The sequence below is a fragment of the Mycobacterium sp. IS-1590 genome (genome assembly GCF_001500025.1).
Lineage (GTDB): Bacteria > Actinomycetota > Actinomycetes > Mycobacteriales > Mycobacteriaceae > Mycobacterium.
In genome coordinates, this window is sequence record NZ_LQIW01000051.1 from 95,073 (window position 1) to 121,115 (window position 26,043).

The 26,043-nt window shown below is 66.6% G+C and carries 30 protein-coding genes; 17 read left to right on the top strand and 13 right to left on the bottom strand.

Annotated features, from left to right (window positions below; translation table 11 throughout):
- Positions 1-5 precede the first annotated feature (5 nt).
- The 7 genes from AU197_RS25200 to AU197_RS25230 form a co-directional block, all read right to left on the bottom strand.
- Complete coding sequence (locus AU197_RS25200) at positions 6-833, bottom strand: SDR family oxidoreductase (protein ID WP_064406594.1); 828 nt, start codon at positions 831-833, stop codon at positions 6-8.
- Positions 830-1,606, bottom strand: a complete 777-nt coding sequence (locus tag AU197_RS25205; RefSeq protein ID WP_064406596.1) for an SDR family NAD(P)-dependent oxidoreductase — start codon at positions 1,604-1,606, stop codon at positions 830-832. The genes AU197_RS25200 and AU197_RS25205 overlap by 4 nt, the downstream gene beginning before the upstream one ends.
- A gap of 218 nt (positions 1,607-1,824) precedes the next feature.
- Positions 1,825-2,550 carry an alpha/beta fold hydrolase gene (locus AU197_RS25210; RefSeq protein ID WP_064406770.1) on the bottom strand — a complete coding sequence of 242 codons (726 nt, stop codon included), beginning with the start codon at positions 2,548-2,550 and terminating at the stop codon, positions 1,825-1,827.
- A 116-nt stretch (positions 2,551-2,666) separates the two neighbouring features.
- A complete protein-coding gene (locus tag AU197_RS25215; protein WP_064406597.1) occupies positions 2,667-3,779 on the bottom strand; it encodes a 3-beta-hydroxysteroid dehydrogenase in 1,113 nt (370 codons plus the stop codon).
- A 63-nt stretch (positions 3,780-3,842) separates the two neighbouring features.
- A complete protein-coding gene (locus AU197_RS25220; RefSeq protein ID WP_064406600.1) occupies positions 3,843-4,055 on the bottom strand; it encodes an exodeoxyribonuclease VII small subunit in 213 nt (70 codons plus the stop codon).
- Positions 4,042-5,289: an exodeoxyribonuclease VII large subunit gene (gene xseA, locus AU197_RS25225; protein ID WP_064406601.1), complete on the bottom strand. Its 1,248-nt coding sequence runs from the start codon at positions 5,287-5,289 to the stop codon at positions 4,042-4,044. The genes AU197_RS25220 and xseA overlap by 14 nt, the downstream gene beginning before the upstream one ends.
- A gap of 22 nt (positions 5,290-5,311) precedes the next feature.
- Positions 5,312-5,893 carry a lipid droplet-associated protein gene (locus tag AU197_RS25230; RefSeq protein WP_064406603.1) on the bottom strand — a complete coding sequence of 194 codons (582 nt, stop codon included), beginning with the start codon at positions 5,891-5,893 and terminating at the stop codon, positions 5,312-5,314.
- 73 nt (positions 5,894-5,966) lie between these two features.
- Between AU197_RS25230 and AU197_RS25235 the strand changes: the two genes are divergently transcribed.
- A complete protein-coding gene (locus tag AU197_RS25235) occupies positions 5,967-6,968 on the top strand; it encodes a 4-hydroxy-3-methylbut-2-enyl diphosphate reductase (protein ID WP_064406605.1) in 1,002 nt (333 codons plus the stop codon).
- 34 nt (positions 6,969-7,002) lie between these two features.
- On the opposite strand, the gene AU197_RS25240 is transcribed toward AU197_RS25235, so the two are convergent.
- Complete coding sequence (locus AU197_RS25240) at positions 7,003-8,133, bottom strand: DUF6542 domain-containing protein (RefSeq protein WP_064406607.1); 1,131 nt, start codon at positions 8,131-8,133, stop codon at positions 7,003-7,005.
- A gap of 84 nt (positions 8,134-8,217) precedes the next feature.
- On the opposite strand from AU197_RS25240, the gene ychF reads away from it, so the two are divergent.
- Positions 8,218-9,291, top strand: a complete 1,074-nt coding sequence (ychF, locus tag AU197_RS25245) for a redox-regulated ATPase YchF (RefSeq protein ID WP_064406611.1) — start codon at positions 8,218-8,220, stop codon at positions 9,289-9,291.
- 95 nt (positions 9,292-9,386) lie between these two features.
- On the opposite strand, the gene AU197_RS25250 is transcribed toward ychF, so the two are convergent.
- The gene (locus tag AU197_RS25250) at positions 9,387-9,869 is read right to left on the bottom strand and encodes an ArsI/CadI family heavy metal resistance metalloenzyme (protein ID WP_064406612.1); all 483 of its coding nucleotides are present in this window, start codon (positions 9,867-9,869) and stop codon (positions 9,387-9,389) included.
- A gap of 102 nt (positions 9,870-9,971) precedes the next feature.
- Between AU197_RS25250 and AU197_RS25255 the strand changes: the two genes are divergently transcribed.
- The 3 genes from AU197_RS25255 to AU197_RS25265 are packed head-to-tail and all read left to right on the top strand — an operon-like array spanning position 9,972 to position 11,270.
- The gene (locus tag AU197_RS25255; RefSeq protein WP_064406615.1) at positions 9,972-10,331 is read left to right on the top strand and encodes an Rv2640c family ArsR-like transcriptional regulator; all 360 of its coding nucleotides are present in this window, start codon (positions 9,972-9,974) and stop codon (positions 10,329-10,331) included.
- A 40-nt stretch (positions 10,332-10,371) separates the two neighbouring features.
- Positions 10,372-10,737, top strand: a complete 366-nt coding sequence (locus tag AU197_RS25260; protein WP_064406617.1) for a DUF1801 domain-containing protein — start codon at positions 10,372-10,374, stop codon at positions 10,735-10,737.
- Positions 10,734-11,270 (top strand): GNAT family N-acetyltransferase, encoded by a 537-nt coding sequence (locus AU197_RS25265; protein WP_064406619.1) that lies wholly within the window; start codon positions 10,734-10,736, stop codon positions 11,268-11,270. The genes AU197_RS25260 and AU197_RS25265 overlap by 4 nt, the downstream gene beginning before the upstream one ends.
- 72 nt (positions 11,271-11,342) lie before the next feature.
- On the opposite strand, the gene AU197_RS25270 is transcribed toward AU197_RS25265, so the two are convergent.
- A complete protein-coding gene (locus AU197_RS25270) occupies positions 11,343-11,609 on the bottom strand; it encodes a hypothetical protein (RefSeq protein ID WP_064406621.1) in 267 nt (88 codons plus the stop codon).
- Between the two features lie 123 nt (positions 11,610-11,732).
- On the opposite strand from AU197_RS25270, the gene AU197_RS25275 reads away from it, so the two are divergent.
- Both AU197_RS25275 and AU197_RS25280 read left to right on the top strand, forming a co-directional pair.
- Complete coding sequence (locus AU197_RS25275; RefSeq protein WP_064406622.1) at positions 11,733-12,221, top strand: SRPBCC family protein; 489 nt, start codon at positions 11,733-11,735, stop codon at positions 12,219-12,221.
- Positions 12,222-12,516: 295 nt separating this feature from the next.
- Positions 12,517-13,338, top strand: coding sequence for an LmeA family phospholipid-binding protein (locus AU197_RS25280; protein WP_082696846.1), 822 nt, complete (start codon positions 12,517-12,519; stop codon positions 13,336-13,338).
- Positions 13,339-13,532: 194 nt separating this feature from the next.
- Here AU197_RS25280 and AU197_RS25285 read toward each other — a convergent pair whose 3' ends face one another.
- On the bottom strand, positions 13,533-14,213 hold the full coding sequence (locus AU197_RS25285) for a hypothetical protein (RefSeq protein WP_064406771.1): 681 nt from the start codon (positions 14,211-14,213) through the stop codon (positions 13,533-13,535).
- A 42-nt stretch (positions 14,214-14,255) separates the two neighbouring features.
- Between AU197_RS25285 and AU197_RS26370 the strand changes: the two genes are divergently transcribed.
- The gene (locus AU197_RS26370) at positions 14,256-14,432 is read left to right on the top strand and encodes a hypothetical protein (protein WP_156434564.1); all 177 of its coding nucleotides are present in this window, start codon (positions 14,256-14,258) and stop codon (positions 14,430-14,432) included.
- Here the strand turns inward: AU197_RS26370 and AU197_RS25290 are convergent.
- Entirely contained in the window at positions 14,414-15,199 is a 786-nt protein-coding gene (locus AU197_RS25290) for an adenylate/guanylate cyclase domain-containing protein (protein WP_064406625.1), read from the bottom strand. The genes AU197_RS26370 and AU197_RS25290 overlap by 19 nt on opposite strands.
- Positions 15,200-15,224: 25 nt before the next feature.
- Here AU197_RS25290 and AU197_RS25295 point away from each other — a divergent pair, with 25 nt between their 5' ends.
- Entirely contained in the window at positions 15,225-16,181 is a 957-nt protein-coding gene (locus AU197_RS25295) for a hypothetical protein (RefSeq protein WP_197415657.1), read from the top strand.
- A gap of 96 nt (positions 16,182-16,277) precedes the next feature.
- Here AU197_RS25295 and AU197_RS25300 read toward each other — a convergent pair whose 3' ends face one another.
- Positions 16,278-17,135 (bottom strand): alpha/beta fold hydrolase, encoded by an 858-nt coding sequence (locus tag AU197_RS25300; protein ID WP_064406772.1) that lies wholly within the window; start codon positions 17,133-17,135, stop codon positions 16,278-16,280.
- Positions 17,136-17,234: 99 nt separating this feature from the next.
- Here AU197_RS25300 and AU197_RS25305 point away from each other — a divergent pair, with 99 nt between their 5' ends.
- From AU197_RS25305 to AU197_RS25340, 8 genes are all read left to right on the top strand, one after another.
- Positions 17,235-17,867 carry a TetR/AcrR family transcriptional regulator gene (locus AU197_RS25305; protein WP_231745187.1) on the top strand — a complete coding sequence of 211 codons (633 nt, stop codon included), beginning with the start codon at positions 17,235-17,237 and terminating at the stop codon, positions 17,865-17,867.
- A 207-nt stretch (positions 17,868-18,074) separates the two neighbouring features.
- The gene (locus tag AU197_RS25310; RefSeq protein WP_064406628.1) at positions 18,075-18,842 is read left to right on the top strand and encodes an MlaE family ABC transporter permease; all 768 of its coding nucleotides are present in this window, start codon (positions 18,075-18,077) and stop codon (positions 18,840-18,842) included.
- Complete coding sequence (locus AU197_RS25315) at positions 18,839-19,693, top strand: ABC transporter permease (RefSeq protein ID WP_064406630.1); 855 nt, start codon at positions 18,839-18,841, stop codon at positions 19,691-19,693. Before AU197_RS25310 ends, AU197_RS25315 begins: the two co-directional genes overlap by 4 nt.
- 1 nt (position 19,694) lies before the next feature.
- Positions 19,695-21,155, top strand: a complete 1,461-nt coding sequence (locus AU197_RS25320) for an MCE family protein (protein WP_064406632.1) — start codon at positions 19,695-19,697, stop codon at positions 21,153-21,155.
- A gap of 37 nt (positions 21,156-21,192) precedes the next feature.
- Positions 21,193-22,224: a virulence factor Mce family protein gene (locus AU197_RS25325; RefSeq protein ID WP_064406774.1), complete on the top strand. Its 1,032-nt coding sequence runs from the start codon at positions 21,193-21,195 to the stop codon at positions 22,222-22,224.
- On the top strand, positions 22,221-23,573 hold the full coding sequence (locus AU197_RS25330) for a virulence factor Mce family protein (RefSeq protein ID WP_064406775.1): 1,353 nt from the start codon (positions 22,221-22,223) through the stop codon (positions 23,571-23,573). The genes AU197_RS25325 and AU197_RS25330 overlap by 4 nt, the downstream gene beginning before the upstream one ends.
- Positions 23,570-24,892, top strand: coding sequence for a virulence factor Mce family protein (locus AU197_RS25335; protein ID WP_064406633.1), 1,323 nt, complete (start codon positions 23,570-23,572; stop codon positions 24,890-24,892). The genes AU197_RS25330 and AU197_RS25335 overlap by 4 nt, the downstream gene beginning before the upstream one ends.
- Positions 24,892-26,043, top strand: a complete 1,152-nt coding sequence (locus AU197_RS25340) for an MCE family protein (RefSeq protein WP_156434574.1) — start codon at positions 24,892-24,894, stop codon at positions 26,041-26,043. Before AU197_RS25335 ends, AU197_RS25340 begins: the two co-directional genes overlap by 1 nt.

A 26,043-nucleotide genomic window follows, 5' to 3' on the forward strand; every position in this document is an offset into this window, starting at 1 on the left:
TATGTCTACAGCGTGTCGGACCTGGCTTGCGCTTGTTTGGCGCGTTGGTCGGCGATGAAGCGCATCGACACCCGGTTCATCAGGGTCGGCGCGAGCCGGGCAAACATCCACTGGGCGTGCGCGATGCGCGGTTTGACCAGGATGGGCTTGTTCCTCTCCACCGCGCGCAGCACGTCGCGGGCCAGCCGGTCCGCGTCGTAGGGTTTGCCGCCCTGGGCCTGCAGGAAGTAATCGCGCCCGACGAAACCGCCGATCGACCCCTTGTCGAGGATCGGGGTCTCCACCGCGGCCGGGCACACCGCAAGCACCTTGACGCCGCGGGCGGCGGCCTCCGAGCGCAGCGCCAGGCTGAGTCCGACCACCGCATGCTTGGTCATCACATAGCTGGTGACCTGCCCGGCCGCGGTCAGCCCCGCCATCGATGCGGTGTTGACGATGTGGCCGTAGCCCTGGCGCACCATCAACGGATAGGCGGCCGCAACCCCGTGCACCACGCCGCGGATGTTGACGTCGATGATCGCGTTCCACTGATCCAGCGTCAGCAGTTCGGTGTCGCCGCCCCAGACGATTCCGGCGTTGTTGAACATCAGGTCGAGCCGGCCGGCCCGGTTCACCACATCGTCAACGGCGGCCTGTACCGCCGCGGAATCGGTCACGTCCAGGCGCGCGGCGCGGGCCTTTCCGCCGAGGCCGGCCACGGTGTGTTCGGCCGCATCACCGTCGACGTCGGTGCACACCACCTCGGCGCCCGCCGCCACCAGCGCCCGGCACAAGGCGGCGCCGATACCCGAACCCCCGCCGGTGACGAGGGCCTGCTTCCCAGTGAAACTCATTTCGGCTCAGCAAGTTTCATGACATGTCCCATCACATCGGGGTAGCGCTTCATGTGGGCGCCGCCGTTGAGGTCGAGCACCTCACCGGTCAGCCAGGACGCTTTCGGCGAGCACAGGTACAGCACCGCGTCGGCGATGTCCTCGGGTGTGCCCGCGCGGCCCAGCGCGGTGTTCTCGACGTACTCCTCGACGACGCCGGGAACGGCCGCGGCCGGCGCGGTCAGCGGGGTGTGCACGAAGCCCGGAGCCACGGCGTTGACGCGGATGCCGCGCGGCCCCCACTCGAGCGCGGCGACCTGGGTGAGCATCGCCAGGCCCGCCTTGGCGGCACAGTAGGCACTCATCCCCGCGGCCGGCTGGCGCCCGTTGAGCGAGCCGATCGATACCAGCGCGCCGCCTTCGCGCAGGGTGCGGCCCGCGTGCTTGGCGACGATGAACGCCCCGTTGAGGCACACGTCGATGACCGCGCGGAAGTCCTCGACGGCGAGGTCGGTGATCATGCCGACGTTGCTGAACCCCGCACAGTTGACGACGACGTCCAAGGGTCCGGTCTGGTCGAACAACGCCTGCACCGAGGCTTCGTCGGTGACCTCGACGTGCGCGGCGGTGTGTGGCTCGCCGAGTTCGGCGGCATGTTCGCGGGCCCCGTCGACGTTGCGGTCGGCGAGCATGACGCGGTCGCCTTCGGCGGCCAGCGCGCGGGCCGTAGCCAAGCCGATGCCCGACGCCGCGCCGATCACCACAGCCGTCCTGGCCGGTCGCCCGTTGCTCATACAGTTGCCCTTTCGACGGCGAGTGGAACGCGTTTCAACTTAGCGGTTCGGCGGGCCCGACCGGTGAGCGATCTGAAGATGAGCGAGTCCTCGGGAAATCCGACCGCGTCGCGCGATGACGCCGACACCCGTCGAGTGTGCAACCAGATCGCCAAATCGCCGCTGTACTACGGTTTCGGCGATCTCAGCGCACACTAGACGCGTGCCGGTGGGGCGGCTCAGACCTCGGTGGTGTCGACGGCGTCGATGTGCGCGCGCACCAGCGCCGGATAGCGCTCGCGGTCGGGGCGGAAGATGTCGTGCGGCGAGTCGGCGAACACATGCAGCGACGCCGAGGGGAACAGCTCCCGATAACGGTCCCAGGCGGCGTCGGAGATCAATGGGCTGTTCGGGCTGCGTACCACCAGCAGCGGTGGTTGCCACCGCGCCAGCGGATCCCAGAACGACTGCTTGCGCGCGGCGCCGAAGATCGCCTCGCCGGCGGCCCGGTTCAGCCGTTCGTGCACTGGGGTGCCGCGCCACCGGCCGTCCAGCAGGAAGGTGGAGACCTCTTTCGGCAGCGTGATCTCCTCGGGCACGTAGTCGCCGATCGAGATCGAGCGGACCCGATGACGATGCGCGAGCGCCCATGTCAGCGCGTAGGGGGTACCCCGGGAGAACGTCATCAGGTGGACGGGACCGTCGGTGACCGCGTCGATGACCGCGCCCACGTCAGCTCCGAGAACCGTTGAGTCGTAACCGCCCTCGGGTGCGCTGCTGCGTCCGTGCCCCCGTAGGTCGACGACCACCGTACGTCGGCCGAACAGCGGCAGCACTTCGACGTAGTCGTCGGCGACGTCGGTGAAGCCGGGGACGAAGACGATCGGGGCTCCGCGGTCGGACCCTCCCGAGTCGAGAAAGTGCAGGCGAGCACCGGCATTGGTTGTGAACCGTGATTCGACCATCACCAACACCATGCCCGGTGTCATCACCTCAGCGCTCGGTTATGTCCGCAAAAGTCGATGAGCAGCGTACGTAGCCGTGCGCTCGCGACCACTTGACCAGCCGCTCGGCGCGCGACTCAGCCTTCGGGCGGGGCGGACGCTACGACCCTGACCGTGGGCTCTTTCGACGCGCTCTTCATCTGGTGGAAGAGGTCGACGTAATACGGAAGGCACTCGGCCATCGCCTGCTGCGTGGTGAACAGCGGCCGGTACCCCAGGTCGCATTCGGCCTTGGCGATCGAGAAGTAGTTGTCGAGGTAAAGGCGTTCCACCCCAAGGGGTTCGATCATCGGTTTGGGTATGCCGAACCGGAAATGCAACCACTGCCATGCGGTCATCGCGAACCACACCAGCCGGCCCGGCACGCGGATCTTCGGGTAGCGCTCGCCGCACGCCTCGATGACGGGCCTGGAGAACTCGAACATGTTTATCGGGTCGCCGTCGTTGATGAAGTACGCCTGCCCGGGAGCGGTGCCACCCGGCACGAGGTGCTGGGCGGCGAGGATGAAACCGTGAATCAGGTTGTGCACGTAGGAATTGTCGAGCTTGACGTTCTTGCTTCCGACCAGGACCTTGACGTGCCCGGCCAGCACGGATTCGAACACCTTGCGGAACATCGTCTGGTCCCCGCGGCCCCAGATGCCGCTGGGGCGTATCGAACAGGTGAGCAGGCCGTCGACCCCGTTGGCGGCCAGCACGAACTTCTCGGCGGCGACCTTCGTCTCGGTGTACAGGTCGTTGAATCGCTCCGTGTAGGGCAGGGTCTCGTCGCCGCCGGAGATGGCCTTGCCGCCCATCACCACGCTGTTGGACGCGGTGTAGACGAAGCGCTTGGCGCCGGCGGCGCGGGCGGCGCGCACGAGGATTTCGGTGCCGGTGACGTTGATCGCGAAGCTGCGCTTGCGGTACTCGTCGGTGACCGACGCCCCGCCCATGAGATCGATGATCGCGGCGGTGTGGAAGACCGTGTCGATGCCGGCCACCGCGGCGGCCACCTGATCGGAGTCGCAGATGTCGCCTTCGACGACCTCGAGTCCGGGCTGCGCCGGAAGCGGCGACGGGGCCCGGTCGAACGAGCGGACCTCATGTCCGCGCTTGAGCAGTTCGGCCACCAGGTTGGCACCGACGAATCCCGAGCCTCCCGTGACGAGGACCCGGCCCAGTTCGGTGGTCAGCGTTGAGTCACCCATGGCGAGCAGACTAACTGAAACGTGTTACAGTTTCGACCCTTCAGGTCGGAAATCATTGCACTGTCAACTTTCGTCGCCGTCTTTGGCGGCCAGGGCGTCCTCGATGCGCTTACGGGCGCCAGCTAAGTGCTCTTCACATCGTTTAGCCAGCTCTTCGCCTCGTTCCCATAGCTTGAGCGATGTATCCAGGTCGAGTCCACCCTGCTCGAGCTGCTGGACGACCGCGACCAGCTCTTCCCGCGCTTCCTCATACCCCAACTCACTAATGGGCTTCATTTTCTGCCCCTTCCGGCCCCTCGCTGATCGCGCTGATCGCCCCGTCTGCCACCCGGACGCGCAGTCGCACACCCGTGGCGGCGTCGGCGGTGGTGCGCAAAACCTGGGCGTCGGGCATCGTCTGCACCACGGCGTAGCCGCGGGCCAGCGTCGCCGCCGGGCCCAGGGTGCTCAGCCGCGCCGACAGATGCCCGATGCGATCGGTCTCGGTGGCCACCAGCCGGGTGACGTCGCGGCGGGCGGTCGTCCGCAGCCGGGTGACCTCGTCGGCGCGCGCGGTGATCGCCGCCAGCGGCTGGGCCAGCACCGGCCTGCTGCGCAGCTGATCCAGGGCATGCTGCTCGCGGTGCACCCAGTTGCGCAGCGCGCGGCCACCCCGACGGCACAGATCGGTGATGTAGGCCTGCTCGGCTGCCGCGTCGGGAACGATGCGCTTGGCCGCGTCGGTCGGCGTCGCGGCGCGCAGATCGGCGACCAGGTCGCACAGCGGGTTGTCGGGTTCGTGTCCGATCGCGCTGACCACAGGTGTTGTGCACTTGGCGATCTCGCGGCACAGCGTCTCGTCGTAGAAGGGCAGCAGGTCCTCGACGCTGCCACCGCCACGCGCGATGACGATCACCTCGACGTCGGGGTCGGCATCGAGTTCACGCAGCGCTGCGACCACCTGCGGGACGGTGTTGGGGCCCTGCACGGCGGTGTTGCGAACCGCGAACCGCACGGCGGGCCAGCGGCCGGTGGCCACCGAGATCACGTCGTGCTCGGCATGGCTGCCGCGGCTGGTGATGAGCCCGATTGTGTTGGGCAGGAACGGAATCGGCCGCTTGAGACGGGGGTCGAAGAGCCCCTCGGCGTGCAACAACTGGCGTAGGCGTTCGATCCGCGCCAGCAGCTCACCGACGCCCACCGCGCGAATCTGGTTGACCCGCAACGAGAACGAACCGCGGCCGACGAAAAAGTTCGGCCGTCCCAGCATGACGACCCGGGTTCCCTCGGTGAGTTTCACCGGCGCGTTGAGCACCAGCTCGCGTGGGCAGGTGATCGACAACGACATGTCGACCGACGGGTCGCGCAACGTGATGTAGGCGGTGCTGGAGTTCGGTCGCGTCGAGAGTTGGGCGACCTGTCCTTCGACCCAGACCGTGCCCAGTCGCTCGATCCAGTCCTTGATCTTCATCGACACGGAGCGGACCGGAAACGGGTTCTCCGGTGACTGGCCCTGCTCGGCGTCGGTCATCTTCGCAGCCCCGCCGGGGTGCTCACTTGGCGGACGCGCGGGTGATCCTGTTGGCGAGCAGCGTCTGGAACGGGGCACGGCCCTTGGTGGCTTCCTCGTAGGCCAGCAACGCCTCGAGGTCGGCAACGCGCAGCGTGTTCAGCCGCGCACGCAGCTGAGCCAGCGTCAGTGACTCGTAGTCGAGCTCGGTGACGATCTCGGGCGCCTCGCCGATCGCCAGGTCGGCAGCTTCGCCGTCGTCCTCGCTGCCGTTCTGCTGGGACGACTGGGGCTCACCATTGCTGAACAGCGCGAAGCGGCCCTCCGTCATTCGTTCGCCGTCGCTCGGAACGGCCGGGCTCTGCGCCTCGGAGTCCTCGACATCGTCGTCGAAGGTGGCCCACTCGGGCTGCTCGTCCTTGGGCGGGAAGATGGTCTCCAGCGTCTCGTCACCCTTGTTGACCAGGTCGGCGACGTCCTGCTGGACCTTCATCACCAGATGCGCGAGCGAACTGACGATGGTCATCGGGTACATCAGGATGGTCTGGGGCAGCTTGCGGGTTTCCTCGATGGCGGTTACCGCCGCGCCAACCAGCAGACGGACCCCATACGGTGCGGTTGCCATGGTCACAGACTACGGGCGGCTTCTCGGCTGGGACGAACGGCCTTGGAACGGCACTGTGCGTACCCTGGTAGCCATGCCGCCGACTATCAATATGGGGATTCCGGGCGCCTCGAGCTCGGTCGCCGGTGGCGTGACCGGGAAGCGCGTACTGCTGGCCGAACCGCGCGGGTACTGCGCGGGAGTGGATCGCGCCGTCGAGACCGTGGAGCGTGCGCTGGAGAAGCACGGCGCTCCGGTCTACGTGCGCCACGAGATCGTGCACAACCGGCACGTCGTCGACACGTTGGCCAAGGCCGGTGCCGTCTTCGTCGACGAGACCGACGAGGTGCCCGAGGGCGCGATCGTGGTGTTCTCCGCCCACGGCGTCGCCCCGACCGTGCATCAGACCGCCAAGGAGCGCGACCTCAAGGTCATCGACGCGACCTGCCCGCTGGTCACCAAGGTCCACAACGAGGCGAAGCGGTTCGCGCGCGACGACTTCGACATCCTGCTGATCGGGCACGAGGGCCACGAGGAGGTCATCGGGACCGCCGGCGAGGCGCCCGACCACGTCCAGCTCGTCGACGGACCGGATTCGGTCGACAACGTCACCGTGCGCGACGAGAGCAAGGTCATCTGGCTGTCGCAGACCACGCTGAGCGTCGACGAGACGATGGAGACGGTGCGTCGGCTGCGGGAGAAGTTCCCGACCCTGCAGGACCCGCCCAGCGACGACATCTGTTACGCGACCCAGAACCGCCAGGTTGCCGTCAAGGCGATGGCCCCCGAGTGCGAGCTGGTGATCGTCGTCGGCTCGCGGAACTCGTCGAACTCCGTGCGTCTGGTCGAGGTCGCCTTGGGCGCCGGATCCGACGCGGCCCACCTGGTCGACTACGCCGACGACATCGACCCCGCATGGCTCGAGGGCGTGACGACGGTCGGCGTCACCTCCGGCGCGTCGGTGCCCGAGATCCTGGTGCGCGGTGTGTTGGAGCGGCTGGCCGAGTACGGCTACGACATGGTGCAGCCGGTGACGACGGCCAACGAGACGCTCGTGTTCGCGTTGCCCCGGGAGATCCGTCCCGCCCGCGCGTAACGCCCTCCGGCGTGCGATCGCTGCACGTCCCCGGCTAGATGTCGTACTCCCAGGAATCGGCCTCCCAGCCGCGGGGAGCGCGGCGACGGGTGCGGTACTCGGCGCGGTCGTCGGCCTCCTCACCGCGGTAGCGCACCCGGGAGATCGGATGGTGGGTGCCGTTGCCCGACCCGTTGCCATTGCTGCCGTTTCGGCCGTGCGGCTCCCGAGGCTGGTAGTCGTCGAAGCGACGGCGACGCTCGGGCCGGTCTGCGGTCCGGTCCTGACTCCTGCGGTCGTAGCCCGTGCGGCGTTCGGACGGCGCAGGACCGGGCTGCCGCGGGTTCGACGGGCGCGGTCGGCGCCGGGGCTCGGGTGCGGATGGCGGCTCGGCGTGCCGGCCGGAACGGGTGCGGCGCGGACGCTCGGCGATCGGCTCGATGATCTCGGTGGCCGGAGGTCGCACATGACGGGACCGCGACGTGGTGCTGCGTCTGGCAGGCCGACCGCCGCGATCGGCGGCCGCTCTGCTGGTTCGCGACGCCGTACGCTCCGCGCGGGCGGCGCGGCGCGCGGTGTCGGGGCGTTTGCGCCGTGGCCGGGCAGCGACCTCGTCGTCGTCGTCACTGGGGTGGCGCGCGAACAGCGACGAGATCTTGGTCACCGATGCCGCCACCGCGGTCGCGACGGTCGCCGCCCACGCGGGCTTTTCGGCCTCACTGTCCTCGGTGGCGGCTGGAGCGGCGCGACGGGTCGACATCCCGACGTACCAGCGGCACATTCCGATCAGCAGCACGACGGCCGAGGTGAAGAACATCAGGGGGAACCGCTCGATCAGCGGATAGCCACAGTTGATGGCCAGGTCCTTCACCCCGGTGAACTGGCCGCCGGTGAACAGGAAATAGGCCCCCGGCACGCTGACGAACAACAGCAGTGGCGGCTGAATCACCGCGGTGAACACCGCTTGCTGGCGGACCGCCAGAACGGCCGCAAGGCAGCCGATGACATAGCACGCAGCGAACACCGAGCTGAGTTCCCTGCTGCCCGATCCAGCGTCGAACGCGAACCCGATGGTCGTCAAGGTGACCGCGATCAGCACGCCACCCCACCCGGGCACACCGGGAAAGTTGGGATGCGCGGAGCGGTGGTCGGCGCCGACGGCCGACCGTGCGCGCTGTGCTGACACAGGTAGACCGTACCGGCTCCGGCTCTGTGTGGCTGTCAGCGCGGTTCTGGCGTGCCCGTCTCGGTCTCCTAGACTCTGGTCCCTGTGAGCTTGAACCTGGGAATCGTCGGTCTGCCCAACGTCGGGAAATCGACGCTGTTCAACGCGTTGACGCGGAACGACGTCCTCGCGGCCAACTACCCGTTCGCGACGATCGAACCCAACGAGGGTGTCGTTCCGCTGCCCGATCCGCGACTGGCGGAGCTCGCGAAGATGTTCGCCTCGGAAAAGATCGTTCATGCGCCGGTCACCTTCGTTGATATCGCCGGGATCGTCAAGGGCGCCTCCGAAGGCGCCGGGCTGGGAAACAAGTTCCTCGCCAACATCCGCGAGAGCGACGCGATCTGTCAGGTGGTCCGGGTGTTCAGCGACGACGATGTGGCGCACGTCGACGGCCGCATCGATCCGAAATCCGACATCGAGGTCATCGAGACCGAGTTGATCCTCGCGGACATGCAGACGCTGGAGAAGGCGCTGCCGCGACTGGAGAAGGAGGCCAGGACGCACAAGGAACGTCGGCCTGCGTACGAGGCCGCCGTGGCTGCGCAAGAAGTTCTCAACGAAGGGACCACGTTGTTCGCCGCCGGAGCCGACGTCGCGCCGCTGCGAGAGCTGAATCTGCTGACCACCAAACCGTTCCTGTACGTGTTCAACGCCGACGAGACGGTGCTGACCGACGAGGAGCGCAAGGCGGAGCTGCGTGAGTTGGTCGCACCCGCCGACGCGGTCTTCCTCGACGCGAAGATCGAGGCCGAGCTGCAGGAGCTCGACGACGAGTCGGCCGCCGAGCTCCTGGAGTCGATCGGCCAGACCGAACGTGGGCTTGATGCGTTGGCGCGCGCCGGTTTTCACACGCTGAAGCTGCAGACGTTCTTGACCGCCGGCCCGAAAGAGGCGCGCGCGTGGACGATTCACCAGGGCGATACCGCGCCCAAGGCCGCGGGTGTGATCCACACCGACTTCGAGAAAGGCTTCATCAAGGCCGAGATCGTCTCCTACGACGACCTGATCGAGGCCGGCTCGATGGCCGCAGCGAAGGCCGCGGGCAAGGTGCGGATGGAAGGCAAGGACTACGTCATGGCCGACGGCGACGTGGTCGAGTTCCGGTTCAACGTCTGACCGTCTGGCGTTAAAGTCGCTGGGCGCTGACCACCCTTACGGGTGAAGCCCGCCGCGACCGGGTCTCCCCGAGGTCGCGGCGGGCCGCATTGCATCTAGCAACAGGCAGACGTCACCGCCACCTTGTCGTCACTGCCAGCGACCGGACCTCCGCAGCAGAGGCCGCCTCCGGCGTCACCGTCGCCGGCGTGCTGCGGGCTGGAGCCGAAGGTGTCGGAGTCTTCGAGCACCGTGTACACCTCCCACTTCTCGCCCGCCGGGCCCGTGACCCAAACCTTGTCCTGCTTGGCAAAGCAACAGGTGGTGCCTATCTCTTCGTCGGTGAACAGCCCTTCGCCGGTCAGGCGGACGATTTCGGCGTGGACGGTCTCGCTCGTCGCGACCTCGACTCCGAGGTGATTGATCGTGCCGCCCTTGCCGGGATTTTCCAGTAGAACCAGCTTCAGCGGCGGTTCCGCGACTGCGAAGTTCGCGTAGCCCTCCTTGATCTTGGCGGGCGCAGTGTTGAACAGCTTCGAGTAAAAGGTGATTGCTTCGTCGAGGTCATCGACGTTGAGGGCGAGCTGAACGCGGGACATGATCTTCCTCCATACTTGTGTGACATATATCGAAGTAGCCGGCTGTCGACCACCTTCCTCACCTTTTTGATATATGTCAAGACCCATGGCAGACTTCATTGCATGCCCAAAGCCCTGCCCGTGATCGACATGTCCGCGCCGGTGTGTTGCGCGCCGGTTGCCGCCGGCCCCATGAGCGACGACGACGCACTCCATGTCGCGCTGCGGCTGAAGGCCCTCGCCGACCCGGCCAGGGTGAAGATCATGTCGATGTTGTTCAGCTCGTCGGCGGGCGAGCAGAACAGTGGTGAACTTGCGACAGCGCTTGGGTTGACCGAATCGACCGTCAGTCATCACCTGACGCAGCTTCGACGCGCTGGGCTGGTCGAGTCCGATCGGCGCGGAATGAATGTGTACCACCGACCGCACCGCGATGCATTGGGTGCGTTGTGCGCCGTTCTGGACCCAAACTGCTGCACGTAGTCCCGCCGGGGTGGTAGCGGCGAGACGTTACATTCGAGGTATGGCTGACGATTGGCGCATCGACCGGGTCGAGGAGATCCGGTCTTTGATCAAGCAGGCCGAGCCCGATGTCGTCGAAGAAATCAAATGGCGAAAGCCGTCGAACCCCGATGGCGTACCGGCGTTCTCGTTGGACGGCCTCATCTGCACGCTGGAGATGTACAAGGGCAAGGTCAAGGTGAACTTCGCCAAGGGTTCCTCCATCAGTGATCCGAACAAGCTGTTCAATGCGAGCCTGCAGGCACCCGTCGGGCGATCGATCGATCTACGCGAAGACGACGAACTGGATCCAGAGGCGTTCAAGGCGCTGATCAACACGGCGGTCGAGGTCAACCGCGCCAACAAGGCGTCGAAGCGCCGCAAGTGAGGATCGCCGACCGGTTGCCCCGCGGCGAAGGCAACGTGACGGTTCGGCGGCTGCGTCACGGGGATGCGCACGCATTCGCCGCGGGTGCCGACGATGCCGCGGTACGACGGTTCGGACACCTACCGCTGCGTGAATACTCGGCAGAGATCGTGCGTGAGCAGATCGACGGCGTCATCGCTCGCGGCCTGGCCGACGACACGCTTGCCGTGCTGGCCATCGCGGACGCGTCGTCCGACGACTTCCTCGGCAGCATCGTTCTTTTCGACATCCACGAGTCCGGTGCAGAGGTCGGCTTCTGGTTGGCTCCGCAGGGACGCGACCGCGGCGCGGCCCGTCAAGGCCTGTCCGCAGTCGCCGGCCTGGCCGCCGAGGCCGGGCTGACCCGGCTGACGGCACGGACCGCCCCGGAGAACATCGGATCTCGTCGGGTGCTGGAACGAGCCGGCTTCGTGCAGACGGGTGGTCCCCGAGACGAGACGACCCCATCCGGACAGACGACGACCGTCGTGACGTATGAGTACTACGCTCGGTAGTACAAAGATGTTCGGGGGCCGGGGGTCATGTGGCAGGCCAGGCGGCCCCTGCCGCGCTGACGAAGTACGCGCTCAGGGGAGGGCGACGCGCACCGAGCCGTCGCACGTCTGAAGGGTCGCACCGGTGACGCGCACGGAGCCGTCGCACAGCCGCGATTGAGGACTGGCGGGCCGCACCGAACCGTCGCCGGGGGCGGTGACGTCGGAATGTTCGAAGGTCAGCTGCGGATGGGGTGCCGGGGTTGCGTTGGCGGTACCCGCGGTGAGCCCTGCGGTGAAGGCGATACCGCCCGACAGCAGCGCCCCGATCAGCATTTTGTTGAAGCGTCCTGTGCTCATGGCTGCGTGGTTCCTTTCGGGAAGGCTCCGCGGGGAGTCGCGTCGCCGATGCGATGAGTACAGAACTGCGGGCGCGCTACCGATCCCAAGAATGGCGATCGCGAATCGGGTTCAATATTGTTGATGACACGCACGGATACCGCATCGTTGGTGGTCAAGGCCCCGCTGAGCCGCGTCTTCGAGGCGCTCGTCGACCCCGAGGCGCTTGTCGAGTGGCTGCCGCCGTCGGGGATGACCGGCCGGTTCGAACACTTCGATCCCCGCCCCGGCGGCGCCTACCGAATGATCCTGACGTACGTCGACCCGCCCGCGCATGGTGGTAAGAGCGACGCCGACTCCGATGCCGTTGAGGGGCGCTTCGTCGAGATAGAGCCCGACGACCGCGTTGTCCAGATCGTCGACTTCGCTTCTGCTGACGCGACTTTCGGCGGAACGATGACCATGACGTGGACGGTGACGCGGGTCGACGGCGGCACGCGGGTCGAGTTCCGTGCGGACGACGTGCCGGTCGGGATCTCGGCGGCCGACCACGCGGACGGGATGAACTCCTCGCTGGAGAACCTCGCGGCCTACCTCGCGCGCCGCCAGACCGTGTTCCGCGCCGAGCAGTAGGCCGCTGACAGCAAGAGCTGCGCGCTCGGTCACCTGGCGGGGGCTTCTCGAGCACTGATAGGGCAGAATCGCGCACGTGACGCAGCCGCCGCACCGCCCGGGCCCGCCTGACTGGCGTCGTCGTGGCGCGCCGCCACCCAACCCAGCGCAGCGGCGCCCGCCGCGACCGCCGGAGCCACCCACGCAACCGGCGCCGGCGCACCGCGAGCAGCCGACCGAGCAGCTCCGCACGCCACGAGGCTCTGCGGATGCCGGTCCGACACAACGCTTTCCACGGCCACCCTCACCGGCCGACATGCGGCCGACCCAGCAGATCGAACGTCCGGAAACACTCCCGCCGCCGCCACCGCCATCGTTCCGGCCGGCGCCGGGCGCGGGCGAGAAAGCGCGCCGCCGGCGGGGCTTCAACAAAACATCGATCGTGCTGATCGCCGTGATCGTGGTCGCCTTGTTGGCGGGTGGCCTGGCCGCGGGTGAGCTCTATGCGCGCCAGCGTGCGGACAACATCCTGACCGAGGTCGCCGAGTGCGTGACCGAGGATGGCGTCAAGATCTCCTTCGGTGTGAACCCGCCATTCCTGTGGCAACACATGACGGGGCATTACACGAACATCTCGGTCACCACTGACGGCAACCGGGTGCAGAGCGCCGACGGTATGACCGCGGAGGTCACCCTCGCCGATGTGCGGTTGCAGGACACCGGAGATTCCAAGGGCACCATCGGCTCACTCGATGCGACCCTCACGTGGAAGTCGGCCGGTATCAAGGACACTGTTGCGGCGAACCTGCCCGGTGTCGGCAATCTTGTCACAGGCGTGCGCACGGACCCCGCGGCGGGAACGGTGATTCTGGAGGCCGGCGACAACAGCGTCAGCGCCAAGCCGGTCGTGACCGACGGCGACCTCAACCTGCAGGTCCTCGACGTCACCGGCCCGCTGCCCAAGGACGCTGTGCAAACGGCGCTCAACGACCTGACCAAGAAGCTCAACGACAACTACCCGCTCGGGATCCGAGCCGACAGCGTCGAGGTCACCGACTCCGGTGTGGTCGGCACATTCTCGAGTCGCGACGCCGCCATCCCCAAGGAGGACGCCAACCCCTGCTTCGCCCGCCTCTAGCGCTACAGAATCGGGACCGTACTGATGACTGTGCCGGTGGCAAAGACGCACCCCGACAACAGCATCGTGAGTGCAGCGAGTAGGAGTGTCACTGTCAATTTCATCCACGTCAACATGCCCATGACGGTATGGCGGCCGGAATGAAATAGAAGCAGGGGTTTCCCTTGCCTTGGCAGCGCCGCTCCCGGGGAACGTTATGAGTCCAGTACCACGGCGATTTCGGGGCTGAGCTGATAGCCGGGCGCGAGCGGCAGGGTGTCGCCGCTCCAGAACGATCCGGGATCGAACCAGTTGTAGTGCTTCTCGGAGGTCAGCAGGCCCATCTCCTCGTAGGTGATGGCGACGGTCTCGGCGCAGTACGCGGTCTGCAGCCCCACTTGGAGCCTCTCCCGTTTTCTGCGTAGCGTCGCATCGCGAACCTTTCTGTGCACGAACGGAATTCCGCGGGTGAAGTCGGTGACGGCCAGGCGACCGCGGAACCACCGCCCGGTGAGCCGCGCGGTGCTCGGGAACGGGGTGCCGTCCATGCGGGCGACCACCTTCAACGCGCGGTCTTCCTGCTCGCGGTTGGCATACGGCGTGAGCTGGCGCAGCCAGCAGCGCTGGTGATAGTTGGTGATCCACCGCTGCACCACCTGGCGAGCGTCGTTGAGCTGCACGCCCCGCTGGTTGCGCCCGGTCCACATGTCGGTCAGCTTGTCGCCGAGTTCGGCGTGCCAGATCAGCGGCGGCAGGTCTTCGATCGCGATCGTCATCCCGACGTGGTTGACCGGGCTGTTGGTCAGCGACTGGATCGCCCGATCGGGCCCCGACCGTCCGCGAAACAGCCACAGATCGCCCGTACGGGTCGCGTCGAGCGCCTGCTCCAGCGACACGATGGTTGGTTTCACCACCGCAGCTTAGGCAGACTGAGCGTCATGCGCGGTATCTGGAAGTGGGTCGGGCTGGCGAGCGTCGCGGGTGTGGTGGCGGGCGGGGCGCTGGTCGCGCGCGATCAGCGGCGGCGTAACGCGTACACCCCCGACGACATCAGAGCGCGGCTGCACCAGCGGGTGGCCGAGGCCAACGCCGGCGGTCAGGACGCGACGGCATAGAGCCGGTGTGATCCGCTGAAGCCCTTGAGTTCGGCGTCGCGGCCGTCGCCGAACTCGATGTCCTCGACATCGGCGAGAGCGTCGCGTACCACCTCGCTCACCAGGACCTCGCCGCCGTTGGCTGCGCTCGCCACCCGTGCGGCCATCGCGACGTTACGCCCGAACAGGTCGTCGCCGCGGCGTACCGACTTGCCCATGTGGATACCCATGCGAACGCGAATACCGTTGGGGGTTCTACGAAGTGACCGTTGCACGTCCATGCTGCAGCGCACCGCTTCCTCCGGCTGGGCGAAGGCCACCATGAACCCGTCACCCTGGCTTTTGACCACGTAGCCCGAGTGCTTCTTCACGTGTCGACGCAGCATCTTGTCGTGGCGGCCCAGCAACCGGACGAAGGCGCGGTCGCCGATGCGTTCGTTGAGCGCGGTCGAGTCCTCGATGTCGGAGAACAGGATCACCATCTTGCCGCTCGGTGCAAGACGGGCCAGGTCCGGTCGCTCCACCTCCGCCCAGTCCGCGAGATCCTCGATCGAGGATCGCACCGCCGCGCCGAGGCCGTCCTTGCGCAGGATGTTGGCGGTCTGCCACACCTGTTTCACCGCTTCGCGGCCGCCGGTGAACAGCATGTTCCTGGTGTCGAGACGCCGCCGGATCTCGTCGAGTTCCTCGCGCTGGCGCGTGTAGCGGATCCACAGCACTGCGAGCGCGACGGCTTCGGCCACCGCCACAATCGCCAATACGTACGCCACGATCTGGGCACCGGTCACCCCACAAGTATTGGATGCTGAACCGGTGACGTTCGCGGAGCCCCCGTACTACGAGAGTCGATACATCCGCGCCAACCACCCTGACCTGCCCCAGGCGCTGTGGCTCCGGGAAACGCTGCTGCTCCCGACGGCAGGGCAACCGACCGCCGATGTATGGGTGATGGTCTTCGACCCCGACGGTGCGGGCAACCGTGCGCTGAAGGAGCCCTACCCCATCGAGTCGGCCGAGTACGGCTACGAGGACTGGACCGCACGCATCGCCGCGACCGTCCTCGACGACCGGTCGGCCGAGGGCGTGGTCACCGGCGGGCACCGCTCGGCGCGGTGGGACCTGCGCATCACCCCGGGCGATGAGGCGCCGGTTCGCCTGCTGTCCGACCGTGCCTACGCGGCGCGATTCCCGACCGCCAAGACGACGGTGCGCCATCCGCTTGCACGCTTCGACGGGATGCTCGAACTCGACGACGTCCGCCTCGTTCTCGACGGCTGGACCGGCAGCGTCAACCACAACTGGGGCACCCGGCACACGCCGTCGTATGCGTTCGGACAGGTCTGCGGCTTCGACGACGCTCCGGATACGACGCTCGAGATCGTCACCGCCCGAGCGGCGTTCGGGCCGGTGTTGTTGCCCGGTGTGACGCTGTTCGTGTTCCGGCACGCCGGCCAGGAGTTCGCGGTGCGCTCGATTCGCGGCAGCCTGCAGACCCACGGCCGCTACCGGCCGTTCTCATGGACGTTCGGCGGTCGGGTGGGGGAGCAGATGATCGAGGGCGAAATCGTGACCGAACCGTCCGACGTCATCGGGCTGACGTACACCGATACCGACGGCGCGGCGAAGTATTGCTACAACTCCGCGATCGCCAGCTGCCGAATCCAGGTGGCAGGCAAGGCTTTCGAGCGCACCGAGTTGACGGCTGACCGGCGCGCGATGTTCGAGATCCTGACGGGCGACCGCCAGGAGTCGGTGCCGCTGCTGGCGTGACTGCAGGCCTCGCCGTGATCGAAACTGAACTTCTGCACCAAGTTTCGACAGTCTTTGACACAGAGGTGCAGTTTCGCCGCGGGTGGCGGCTCGCGGTCACCGGCTGACGAACTGCACCACGACTTCGGAGAACGCGTCGTTGTCGTCACCGGCGGCGGTGTGCCCGGCCTCGGAGAGCTCGACGAATTCCGCGGAAGGCACCTTCTCCAGGAAGTCCTTGACCCCCGCGGTGCTCACGACGTCGGAGAGTTTCCCGCGGATCAACAGGATCGGGATGGTCAAGCTCATCACCGCCTGCTCGAGCTTCTCCTCGCGGACGAACCGGTCGTCGATCGGTGCGGTGAGAAACGCTGGATCCCAATGCCAGAACCATCGCCCGTCGCGCAACCGCAGGTTCTTCTTCAAACCTTCGGGGTTGCGCGGGCGCTTGCGGTACGGCAGATACGCAGCGACCGCGTCGGCCGCCTCGTCGAGGGTCTCGAATCCATCTATGCCGCTGGACATGAACTCGCGGATGCGGGCGCTACCGTCCTTCTCGTACCGCGGCACCACGTCGACGAGCACGAGCTTGGTGACCTTCTCCGGTCCGGCAGCGGCCGAAGCCAGCATGCCCGTCATCCCGCCCATGCTCGCGCCGATCAACGCGACCGGGCGTCCGATCTGCTCGATGACCGCAAGCGTGTCCGCACTCAATGCGTCGACGGTGTAGTTGGCGTTGGGCGCCCGGTCGCTGTCGCCGTGTCCCCGGCTGTCCAGCGCGACCACATGCAGACCCAGGCCCGCCAGGACGTGTCCGGTCTGCTTCCACGAGTAGCGGTTCTGCCCGCCGCCGTGCAGGAGCAGGACGGAGGGCTGCTGCGTCTGCGCGCCACGGTTCCACTCGTCGGCCACCAAGGTGATGTCCTCCGACCCGCGGAACTTCACGGTTTGCGGTTCGCTGTCAGTCGCGTTCACGGCCGTCCTCTCCGGCTCGCCCCGGTGGCTCACGTTACCCACCGGGAATTTCCGTCGATCCCGGTGTCCTTGATGAGGGCGTCAATATACTTTGCGCTCGTGCAGCACGAGTTTGCCGCCCGTGACCGGGAGCGCATCATCGAGGCTGCTTACGACTGTTTGTCGCAACCGCACACGGGCCCCGTCCCGGTCGCTGCGATTCTGCAGCGGGCGGAAGTCTCTACGCGCGCCTTCTACCGGCATTTCCAATCGAAGGACGAGTTGTTCCTGGCCATGCTGCGCGAGGAGACCGACGCGTTGGCGCGGCGGCTCGACCGCGTCCTCGAGGAGAAGTCCGGGGCGCCCGCCGAGCAGCTCGAAGCCTGGATCGAGGCGATGTTCGGGCTGATCCACGACGAGGAGATGCGGATGCACTTCACCGTCATCGATTCCGACGAGGTCCGCGCCGCAAGAGGCTATCGCGAGACGCGCGAGAAGGCCCACGCCGACCGCGAGCGCTCACTGGTGGAGATCTTGCGGCGCGGCCGCGACGCCGGTGCGTTCCCGCTGGCCGATCCCGAGCAGGACGCGGTCGCCATCAACGCGATCATCAGCCGTGTGCTGATCTGCCAGACCTTCGACGACCATGAGGGTCTGCGGCTGGCCAAGGCCCGCGTGCTCGACTTCGCGCTGCGAGCCCTGGGCGCCAGGCAGTACATCGGCGAACTCGAAAAGTCCGTGCGCGAAAGTTAGCCAGTGGATGCGTAGTGCGCAAACGCACCTGACCGACGTCGGCGTTTGCCCATCCGCAAATTCCCGATATACGGTTCCCGGACGTCCGGCCGTGTGTACCCTGTGCGCCACAGCCATCACGGGCGCGGGTTGTTGGTGTCAGGGAAGGTCGGCGGGCTATATGGCAGTGCAGATGGCAGTGCGGAGCGCGCGGATGAGAGCCGACTGATGGTCGCTGTCAATGCAATTGCCAAGCCCGTGCGCGCCTTCGGCGGCTTCTACTCCATGGCGCTGGACACTTTCGTGTGGATGTTCAGGCCACCTTTCGCGTGGCGTGAGTTCATCTCTCAGGCGTGGTTTGTCGCACGCGTGTCGATACTGCCGACACTGATGCTGACCATTCCGTATACGGTGTTGCTCACCTTCACGTTCAACATCCTGTTGGTGGAGTTCGGCGCCGCCGACTTCTCCGGTACGGGCGCCGCGCTCGGAACCGTGCGCCAGATCGGGCCGATCGTGACGGTGCTGGTTGTCGCCGGCGCGGGCGCCACCGCCATGTGCGCCGACCTCGGCGCGCGCACCATCCGAGAAGAACTCGATGCGCTGCGGGTGATGGGCGTGAATCCCATTCAGGCGCTGGTCGTTCCAAGGGTGTTGGCCGCGACCTTGGTGTCACTTGCGTTGTCCGCGACGGTGATCCTCGTGGGGCTGGCCGGCGCGTATTTCTTCGTGGTCTACATTCAGAACGTCTCACCGGGCGCGTTCGCCGCGGGTCTCACGTTGCTCATCGGGACCACCGACGTCATCATCGCGTTGCTCAAGGCCGCGCTGTTCGGTTTGTCCGCAGGCATGATCGCTTGCTACAAGGGCATTTCCGTGGGCGGAGGCCCGGCGGGCGTCGGCAACGCCGTCAACGAGACCGTGGTCTTCACGTTCATGGCGCTGTTCGCGATCAACATCGTCGCGACCGCAGTGGCGGTGAAGGTGACGATGTGACTGTTTCGAGGCCGCATTCCCAGTTCCCCTGGCTCAAAGCCCGGTTCAAGAGCGTCGCCGATCCGTGGAACCGCGTCGGGATGCAAGCCAAGTTCTTTGGTCGCACCCTGAGCTCGATCCGCTACACCGTCGTCCATTACCAGGTCGAGTTGATCCGGATCATCGCCCAAATGGGCCTTGGCGCGGGGGCACTCATCATCATCGGCGGCACGGTGGCGATCGTCGGCTTCCTCACCGTGACGACCGGCGCTTTGGTGGCGGTGCAGGGCTACACCGACTTCTCCGAGATCGGTGTCGAGGCGCTGACCGGTTTCGCCTCGGCGTTCTTCAATGTCCGGCTGATCGCGCCGGCCACCACGGCGGTCGCGTTGTCGGCCACCATCGGCGCGGGCGCCACCGCACAACTCGGCGCCATGCGGATCAACGAGGAGGTCGATGCGCTGGAAGTGATGGGCATCCGAAGCATCGCCTACCTCGCCTCGACGCGGGTGGTCGCCGGTTTCCTGGTGGTGATCCCGCTGTACTGCGTCGGCGTGATTGCCGCGTTCTGGGCGGCGCGCTTCGGCACCACCGTGATCTACGGTCAGTCCACGGGTGTGTACGACCACTACTTCAGGACGTTCCTCAACCCCACGGACCTGATGTGGTCGTTCGGTCAAACCATCGCGCTGTCGGTGATGATCATGCTGGTGCACACCTATTACGGCTACACCGCGCGAGGCGGGCCCGCGGGCGTCGGTGAGGCCGTCGGGCGGGCGGTGCGCACATCGCTCATCGTCTCGGCCTTCGTGCTGGTGATGCTCTCGCTCGCTGTCTACGGTCAATCCGGCAACTTCAACCTGGCCGGCTGATATGGACGTCGAAGACGAAGGCCTGCATCCCGCGTGGTGGACGTTGATCCTCGTGGTGATCGTCGCCGCCGCGATCTGGTTGACGTATGCCCTGTTCGTCGGCGCCTTCCGCAAGACCGAGACGGTCACCCTGACATCCGACCGCTCGGGTCTGGTGATGGAAACCGACGCCAAGGTCAAGTTGCGCGGCGTGCAGGTCGGGCGGGTCTCCGCAATTCAGGGCGGCAGCCAACCGGTGGCGTTGAAGCTGGAGATCGACAAGGACAAGATCCAGTTCATCCCGTCGAACGTCGAGGCGCAGATCCGGGCGACGACGGTGTTCGGCGCCAAATTCGTCGATCTGATCTATCCGAGTGATCCCAGTTCACAGCGACTGGCCGCCGGTCAGGTGATCCAGTCGCGCAACGTCACCGTCGAAGCCAACACGGTCTTTCAGAACGTCGTCGACGTGCTCGAGCAGGTCGACCCGGCCAAACTCAACAGCACGTTGTACGCGCTCGCCGAGGGTGTCCGGGGTCAGGGCGAGCTGATCGGGCAGGCCACCACCGACGCGAATCAGGTTCTGCTCGAGCTCAATCCACGCAACGAGACGATCACCGCCGACCTGCGCGCGCTGCGGGATTTCAACGACACGTACAGCGCTGCGGCACAAGACATCCTGAGCACCCTCGACGCGCTCAGCACCACAAGCACCACGATCACCGGCCAGGCCAGCCAACTGGACGCGCTGCTGCTGGCCACCATCGGACTCTCCAACAGCGGAATCAACCTGCTCGCACCGAACCAGGCGAACCTGATCAAGGCCATCAACGTCCTCGAGCCGACGACGAACCTGCTGTACAAGTACAGCCCGGAGTACACCTGCCTGCTGACCGGCGCGAAGACCCTGCTGGACACCGGCGGGTACGACGCGCCGGGCGGTAACGGGCGGACGCTCGTACTGGACGTCGCCCTAGGCGTCGGCGACGACCCCTACCGGTACCCCAATCACCTGCCGATCGTCGGCGCCAAGGGCGGGCCGGGCGGCAAGCCCAGCTGCGGCTCGCTGCCCGACGTCGCGCAGAACTGGCCGGTGCGCAACCTCGTCACCAACACCGGGTTCGGCACCGGAATCGACTGGCGCCCCAACCCCGGCATCGGCTTCCCCGGGTACGCCAACTATCTGCCGACCACCCGCGCCGTGCCCGAACCGCCAAGCGTCCGCAACCTGTTCGGCGGACCCGCGATAGGCCCGATCCCGTACCCGGGCGCCCCGGCTTACGGCGCGGACCTGTACGCCGACGACGGCACCCCACTGTGGCCGGGCCTCCCGGCCGCCCCGCCGCCGATGGCACCGCGAGATCCCGGCCCCACACCGGGTTCGGAACCTTTCATCGTCCATTCGCCCGCCCAGGTGCAGCCCACGCCCCTGCGACCGACGCCCCTGCCGACTCCCGCACGACCGGGCCCTCCGTTCGGATGACCCACGACGCCATGAGAGGTGACACGCCATGTCCAGCATGAACGCCAGGGTTCGACGGGACGCGGTGCGTCTCGCCGTGTTCCTGGCTGTGTGCCTGCTCGGCGTGTTCGGACTGTTCGCGGTCTTCGGCGAGATGCGCTTCGGGGAGGCCACCAACAGCTATGTCGCCGAGTTCACCAATGTCACCGGTCTAGAGAACGGCGACTTCGTGCGCATCGCCGGCGTCGAGGTCGGCAGCGTGGAAAAGGTTGCCATCCAACCCGATACCACAGCGCGGGTGGAGTTCAACGCGGACCAGTCGGTGGTGCTGACCGAGGGCAGCAGGGCCGTCATCCGATACGACGATCTCATCGGCGGTCGTTACCTGGCACTGGAGGAGGGCGTCGGCGGGGTCAAGAAGCTCGAACCCGGCGGCACGATTCCGTTCGCCCGCACATCTCCCGCGCTCGACCTCGACGCGCTGATCGGCGGCTTCCGGCCGTTGTTCCGTGCGCTCGATCCGGACCAGGTCAACGCGCTGTCGAGTCAGCTGATCCAAGCGCTGCAGGGTCAGGGCGCGACCATCAACTCGTTCCTGTCGCAGACCGCGGCGCTGACAACGACTTTGGCGGACCGCGACCGGCTGATCGGGGACGTGATCGTCAACCTCAACGTGGTGCTGGGATCGCTCGGTGACCAGAACGACCAGTTCGCCAAGGCGGTCGACGCGCTCAGCCAACTGGTCGCGACGCTGGCCGAGCGCAAACAAGACATCAGCAACGGGCTGGCGTACACCAACGAAGCAGCCGGAACCGTCGCGGACCTCCTGGACCAGGCTCGGCCACCGTTCACCAAGGCGATCCAGGAAACGGACCGCGCCGCGGGAATCGTGGTCGCCGACCACGAATACTTCGACAACCTACTCAACACCCTGCCCGACGCCCATCAAGCGCTTGCTCGGCAAGGGCTTTACGGCGACTTCTTCAACTTCTATCTCTGTGACATCGTGCTCAAACTCAACGGCAAGGGCGGCCAGCCGGTGTATGTGAAAGTCGCCGGGCAGTCCACCGGGAGGTGTGCGCCGCGATGAGGTCCTTCTCGGAACGGAATCAAACCGTCATCGGCGCCATCGGGCTGGCGCTGACGATCGGCATCGTGCTGGGGTCGCTGAACTACGATCGGCTGCCGTTCCTGCAGGGCAGCGAATACTCGGCCTACTTCGCCGAGGTCGGCGGGCTGCAAGCCGGTAAGGCCGTGCGTGTTTCGGGGTTCGAGGTCGGCCGGGTCAAGTCCATCGAGTTGGACGGACCGCGCGCCCTGGTGACGTTCACCGTCGACAGTGACATTCGGCTGGGCGATCGCACCGAGGCGGCGATCAAGACCGAGGGCCTGCTGGGCACGAAGATCCTCGAAGTCACCTCCCGCGGTGACGGCCGACAGGAGGGCACGATCCCCCTCGACCGCACGACGTCGCCCTACGAGCTGCCCGATGCGCTGGGCGAATTGGCCACGGCGATCAGCGGTTTGAACACCGACCAGTTGTCGGACTCGCTGAGGGTGTTGTCGGAGACCTTCTCCGACACCCCGCCCGAGCTGCGTGTCGCGATCGAGGGTGTGGCCCGGTTCTCGGACACGCTGAACGAACGCGACGCGCAGTTGCGTGGTCTGCTCGACAACGCCGACAAGGCCACCACGGTGCTGGCCGAACGCAGCAACCAGATCGTGAGCCTGGTCAACAACACCAACGCGCTGCTGGCCGAGCTGGAGAACCAGAGCGCCGCACTGGATCAGGTCTCGGGCAACATCTCGGCGCTCAGCGGGCAGCTGCAGGGTTTCATCGGCGAGAACCGCGAAACCCTGCGACCCGCCCTGGACAAGCTCAACGGCGTGCTGACGATCATCGACAATCGCAAGGAACGCCTGCAGAAGTCGCTGTCGTTGCTGACCGACTACGTGATGTCGCTGGGCGAATCGGTGTCTGGCGGCCCGTTCTTCAAGAACTACGTCGCAAACTTGCTGCCGGGCCAATTCCTGCAGCCGTTCATCGATGCCGCGTTCTCCGATCTCGGCCTGGATCCGAATGTGAAGCTGCCGTCCGAGCTGAGCGACCCGCAGGTCGGTCAGCCGGGAACGCCGGCGCTGCCGGTGCCGTTCCCGCGCACAGGTCAAGGCGGCGAACCACGGCTGACGGTCCCCGACGCCATCACCGGCAATCCCGGCGATCAGGCGTGCGGACCGCCCGGGCTGCCGTTGCCGGGTCCCGGCTGCTATCCCTACCGCGAGCCGTTGCCGGCGCCGCCGCCCGGCGGGCCGCCGCCCGGCCCCCCCGCCGAGGCGCCGCCGGCTCTGCAGTCGACCGCTGACCCGACGCCGTCTCCGGTCGCGGTGCCCGCTCCCGGCGGGCAGGCCCACCTCTCACCCGCGGAGGCCGGACGATGACCCGCGGCGCGCGCAACATGCTGGCCGTTGCCTTGGTCGTGATACTCGCCGCGGGCGCGATCGTGTTGTTGCGCAACACCGGAGCGATCAACCGCACACACGTCGTCGCCTACTTCGACAACGCCAACGGCATCTATCCCGGTGACGACGTCAACATCGTCGGCGTTCCCGTGGGCAAGATCGAGTCCATCGAACCCCAGCCCGACCGGGTCAAGATCTCGTTCTGGTACGACAGCAAGCACAAGGTGCCGGCAGACGCCAAGGCCGCGATCCTGTCACCGACGTTGGTGACCGCGCGCGCGATCCAGCTGACCCCGCCCTACACCGGCGGACCGGTGATGGGCGACGACGCGGTGATCCCGCAGTCGCGCACCGCCGTCCCGGTGGAGTGGGACGAGGTCCGCCAACAATTGCAGAAGCTCGCCGAGACGCTGCAGCCGACCGAACCGGGGGACGTGAGCCCTTTGGGATCGGTCATCAACACCACTGCCGACAACCTGCGTGGCGAGGGCTCCAACATCCGCGACACCGTCATCAAGCTGTCGCAGGCCGTGACAGCCCTGGGCGATCACAGCACCGACATCTTCTCCACGGTCAAGAATTTGGCGATCCTGGTCTCGGCGCTGCAGGACAGCACCGACGTGATGCGTCAGCTCAACCAGAACCTCGCGTCCGTGACCGGACTGCTCGCCAACGATCCCAACGAAGTCGCCGACGCGCTGCGCGACCTCAACAACGTCGTCGGGGAAGTCCAGACGTTCGTCGCCGACAACCGCGAAGCGCTGGGCACCACGTCCGACAAGTTGGCCGGGGTGACCCAGGCGTTGACCGACAGCCTCGCTGAGGTCAAGCAGTTCCTGCACGTGGCGCCCAACACGTTGCAGAACTACGTCAATATCTGGCAGCCCGCTCAGGGTGCGGTGAGCAGCTTGCCGATGCTCAACAACTTCGCCAACCCGATTTCGTTCCTGTGCGGCGGAATTCAGGCCGCGTCCCGGCTGAATGCCGAGCAGTCGGCCAAGCTGTGCGTGCAGTACATGGCGCCGATCCTGAAGAACCGCCAGTACAACTTCCTGCCCATCATGCAGAACGTCTTCTCCGGTGCCACGACGCGGCCCAATGAGCTGACCTACAGCGAGGACTGGTTGCGGCCGGACTACATTCCGCCGCAACCTGTTGCGCCCGCGGCCCCGCCGCCGTCGGCGCAGGCGGCGCCACCTGCTCCGGCAGGCCCGCCGTTGGCGGCTGAGGCGCCGGTCTCGACGAACCCGGCCGACGGTCTGCACGGGATGATGGTGCCCCAGGGGGTCGGGCCATGATGCGGCGCAGGCTTTTTCGCCGAGTGGCGATAGTGGCGGTGTCGGCGATGCTGCTGTCGGGATGTTCGGACTGGCAGGGGCTGAACTCGCTTCCGTTGCCGGGCGTCGAGGGCACCGGTCCGGGTGCGTTCACGATTCAGGCGCAGATGCCCGACGTCGACAACATCGAGCCCAATTCCCGTGTCCGGGTGGCCGATGTGAACGTCGGCACGGTGCGCAAGATCGAGCGTCAGGGTTGGCATGCGCTGGTGACGATGGAACTCAACGGTGACGTCGAACTGCCCGCGAATGCGACGGCCAAACTCGGGTTGACAAGCCTGTTGGGGTCGTTGCACATCGAGTTGGCCCCGCCGACCGACGCGCCGCCGGCGGGCAAGCTCAAAGAAGGTTCGCTGATTCCGCTCGAGTCGTCGAGCGCCTATCCGAGTACCGAGCAGGCGCTCGCCGCAGTTGCGCTGCTGCTCAACGGCGGTGGAATCGGCAATATCTACGACATCACCGAGGCGCTGAGCGTCGCGTTCACCGGCCGCGAGAATGACCTGCGCAGTCTCATCGAGCAATTGGACATCGCGATCGGACACCTCGATGACCAGAAGCAGGACATCATCGAGGCCACCGAGAGCCTGAACAGCCTGATGGGCCAGATCGCCGAGCAGAAGCCGGTGGTGGACAAGGCATTACGGACCATTCCCGATGCGCTGGCCGTGCTGAGGGATCAGCGCCAGAACCTGGCCGAGGTGCTGACCCAGCTGGGCAGGTTCAGCGCGCTGGCCGCCGACTCGGTCAACCAGACCAAAGACGCTCTGGTGCAAGAGCTCAAGGACCTCGGCGTGGTGCTCGAGGAGTTGGCCGACGCAGGTCCCGCGTTGACCCGCGCGCTGAGCTTCTTGCCGACTTTCCCGTTCCCGAAGGAGACGTTGCTCAATTGGATGCGCGGGGACTACGCGAACCTGACGTTGGTCGTCGACCTGACGTTGAGCAGAATCGATTCGGCCTTTTTCACCGGGACACGGTTCGAGTGCAACCTGACCTGGTTGGAGTTGCAGTGGGGACGCACCATCGGCCAGTTCCCCAGCCCGTGCAACCACCACGTACCGCCACCGGGGGGCAACCCGTTGGTCGCTCCGTATCGCTGGGATCAGGGGCCGTAG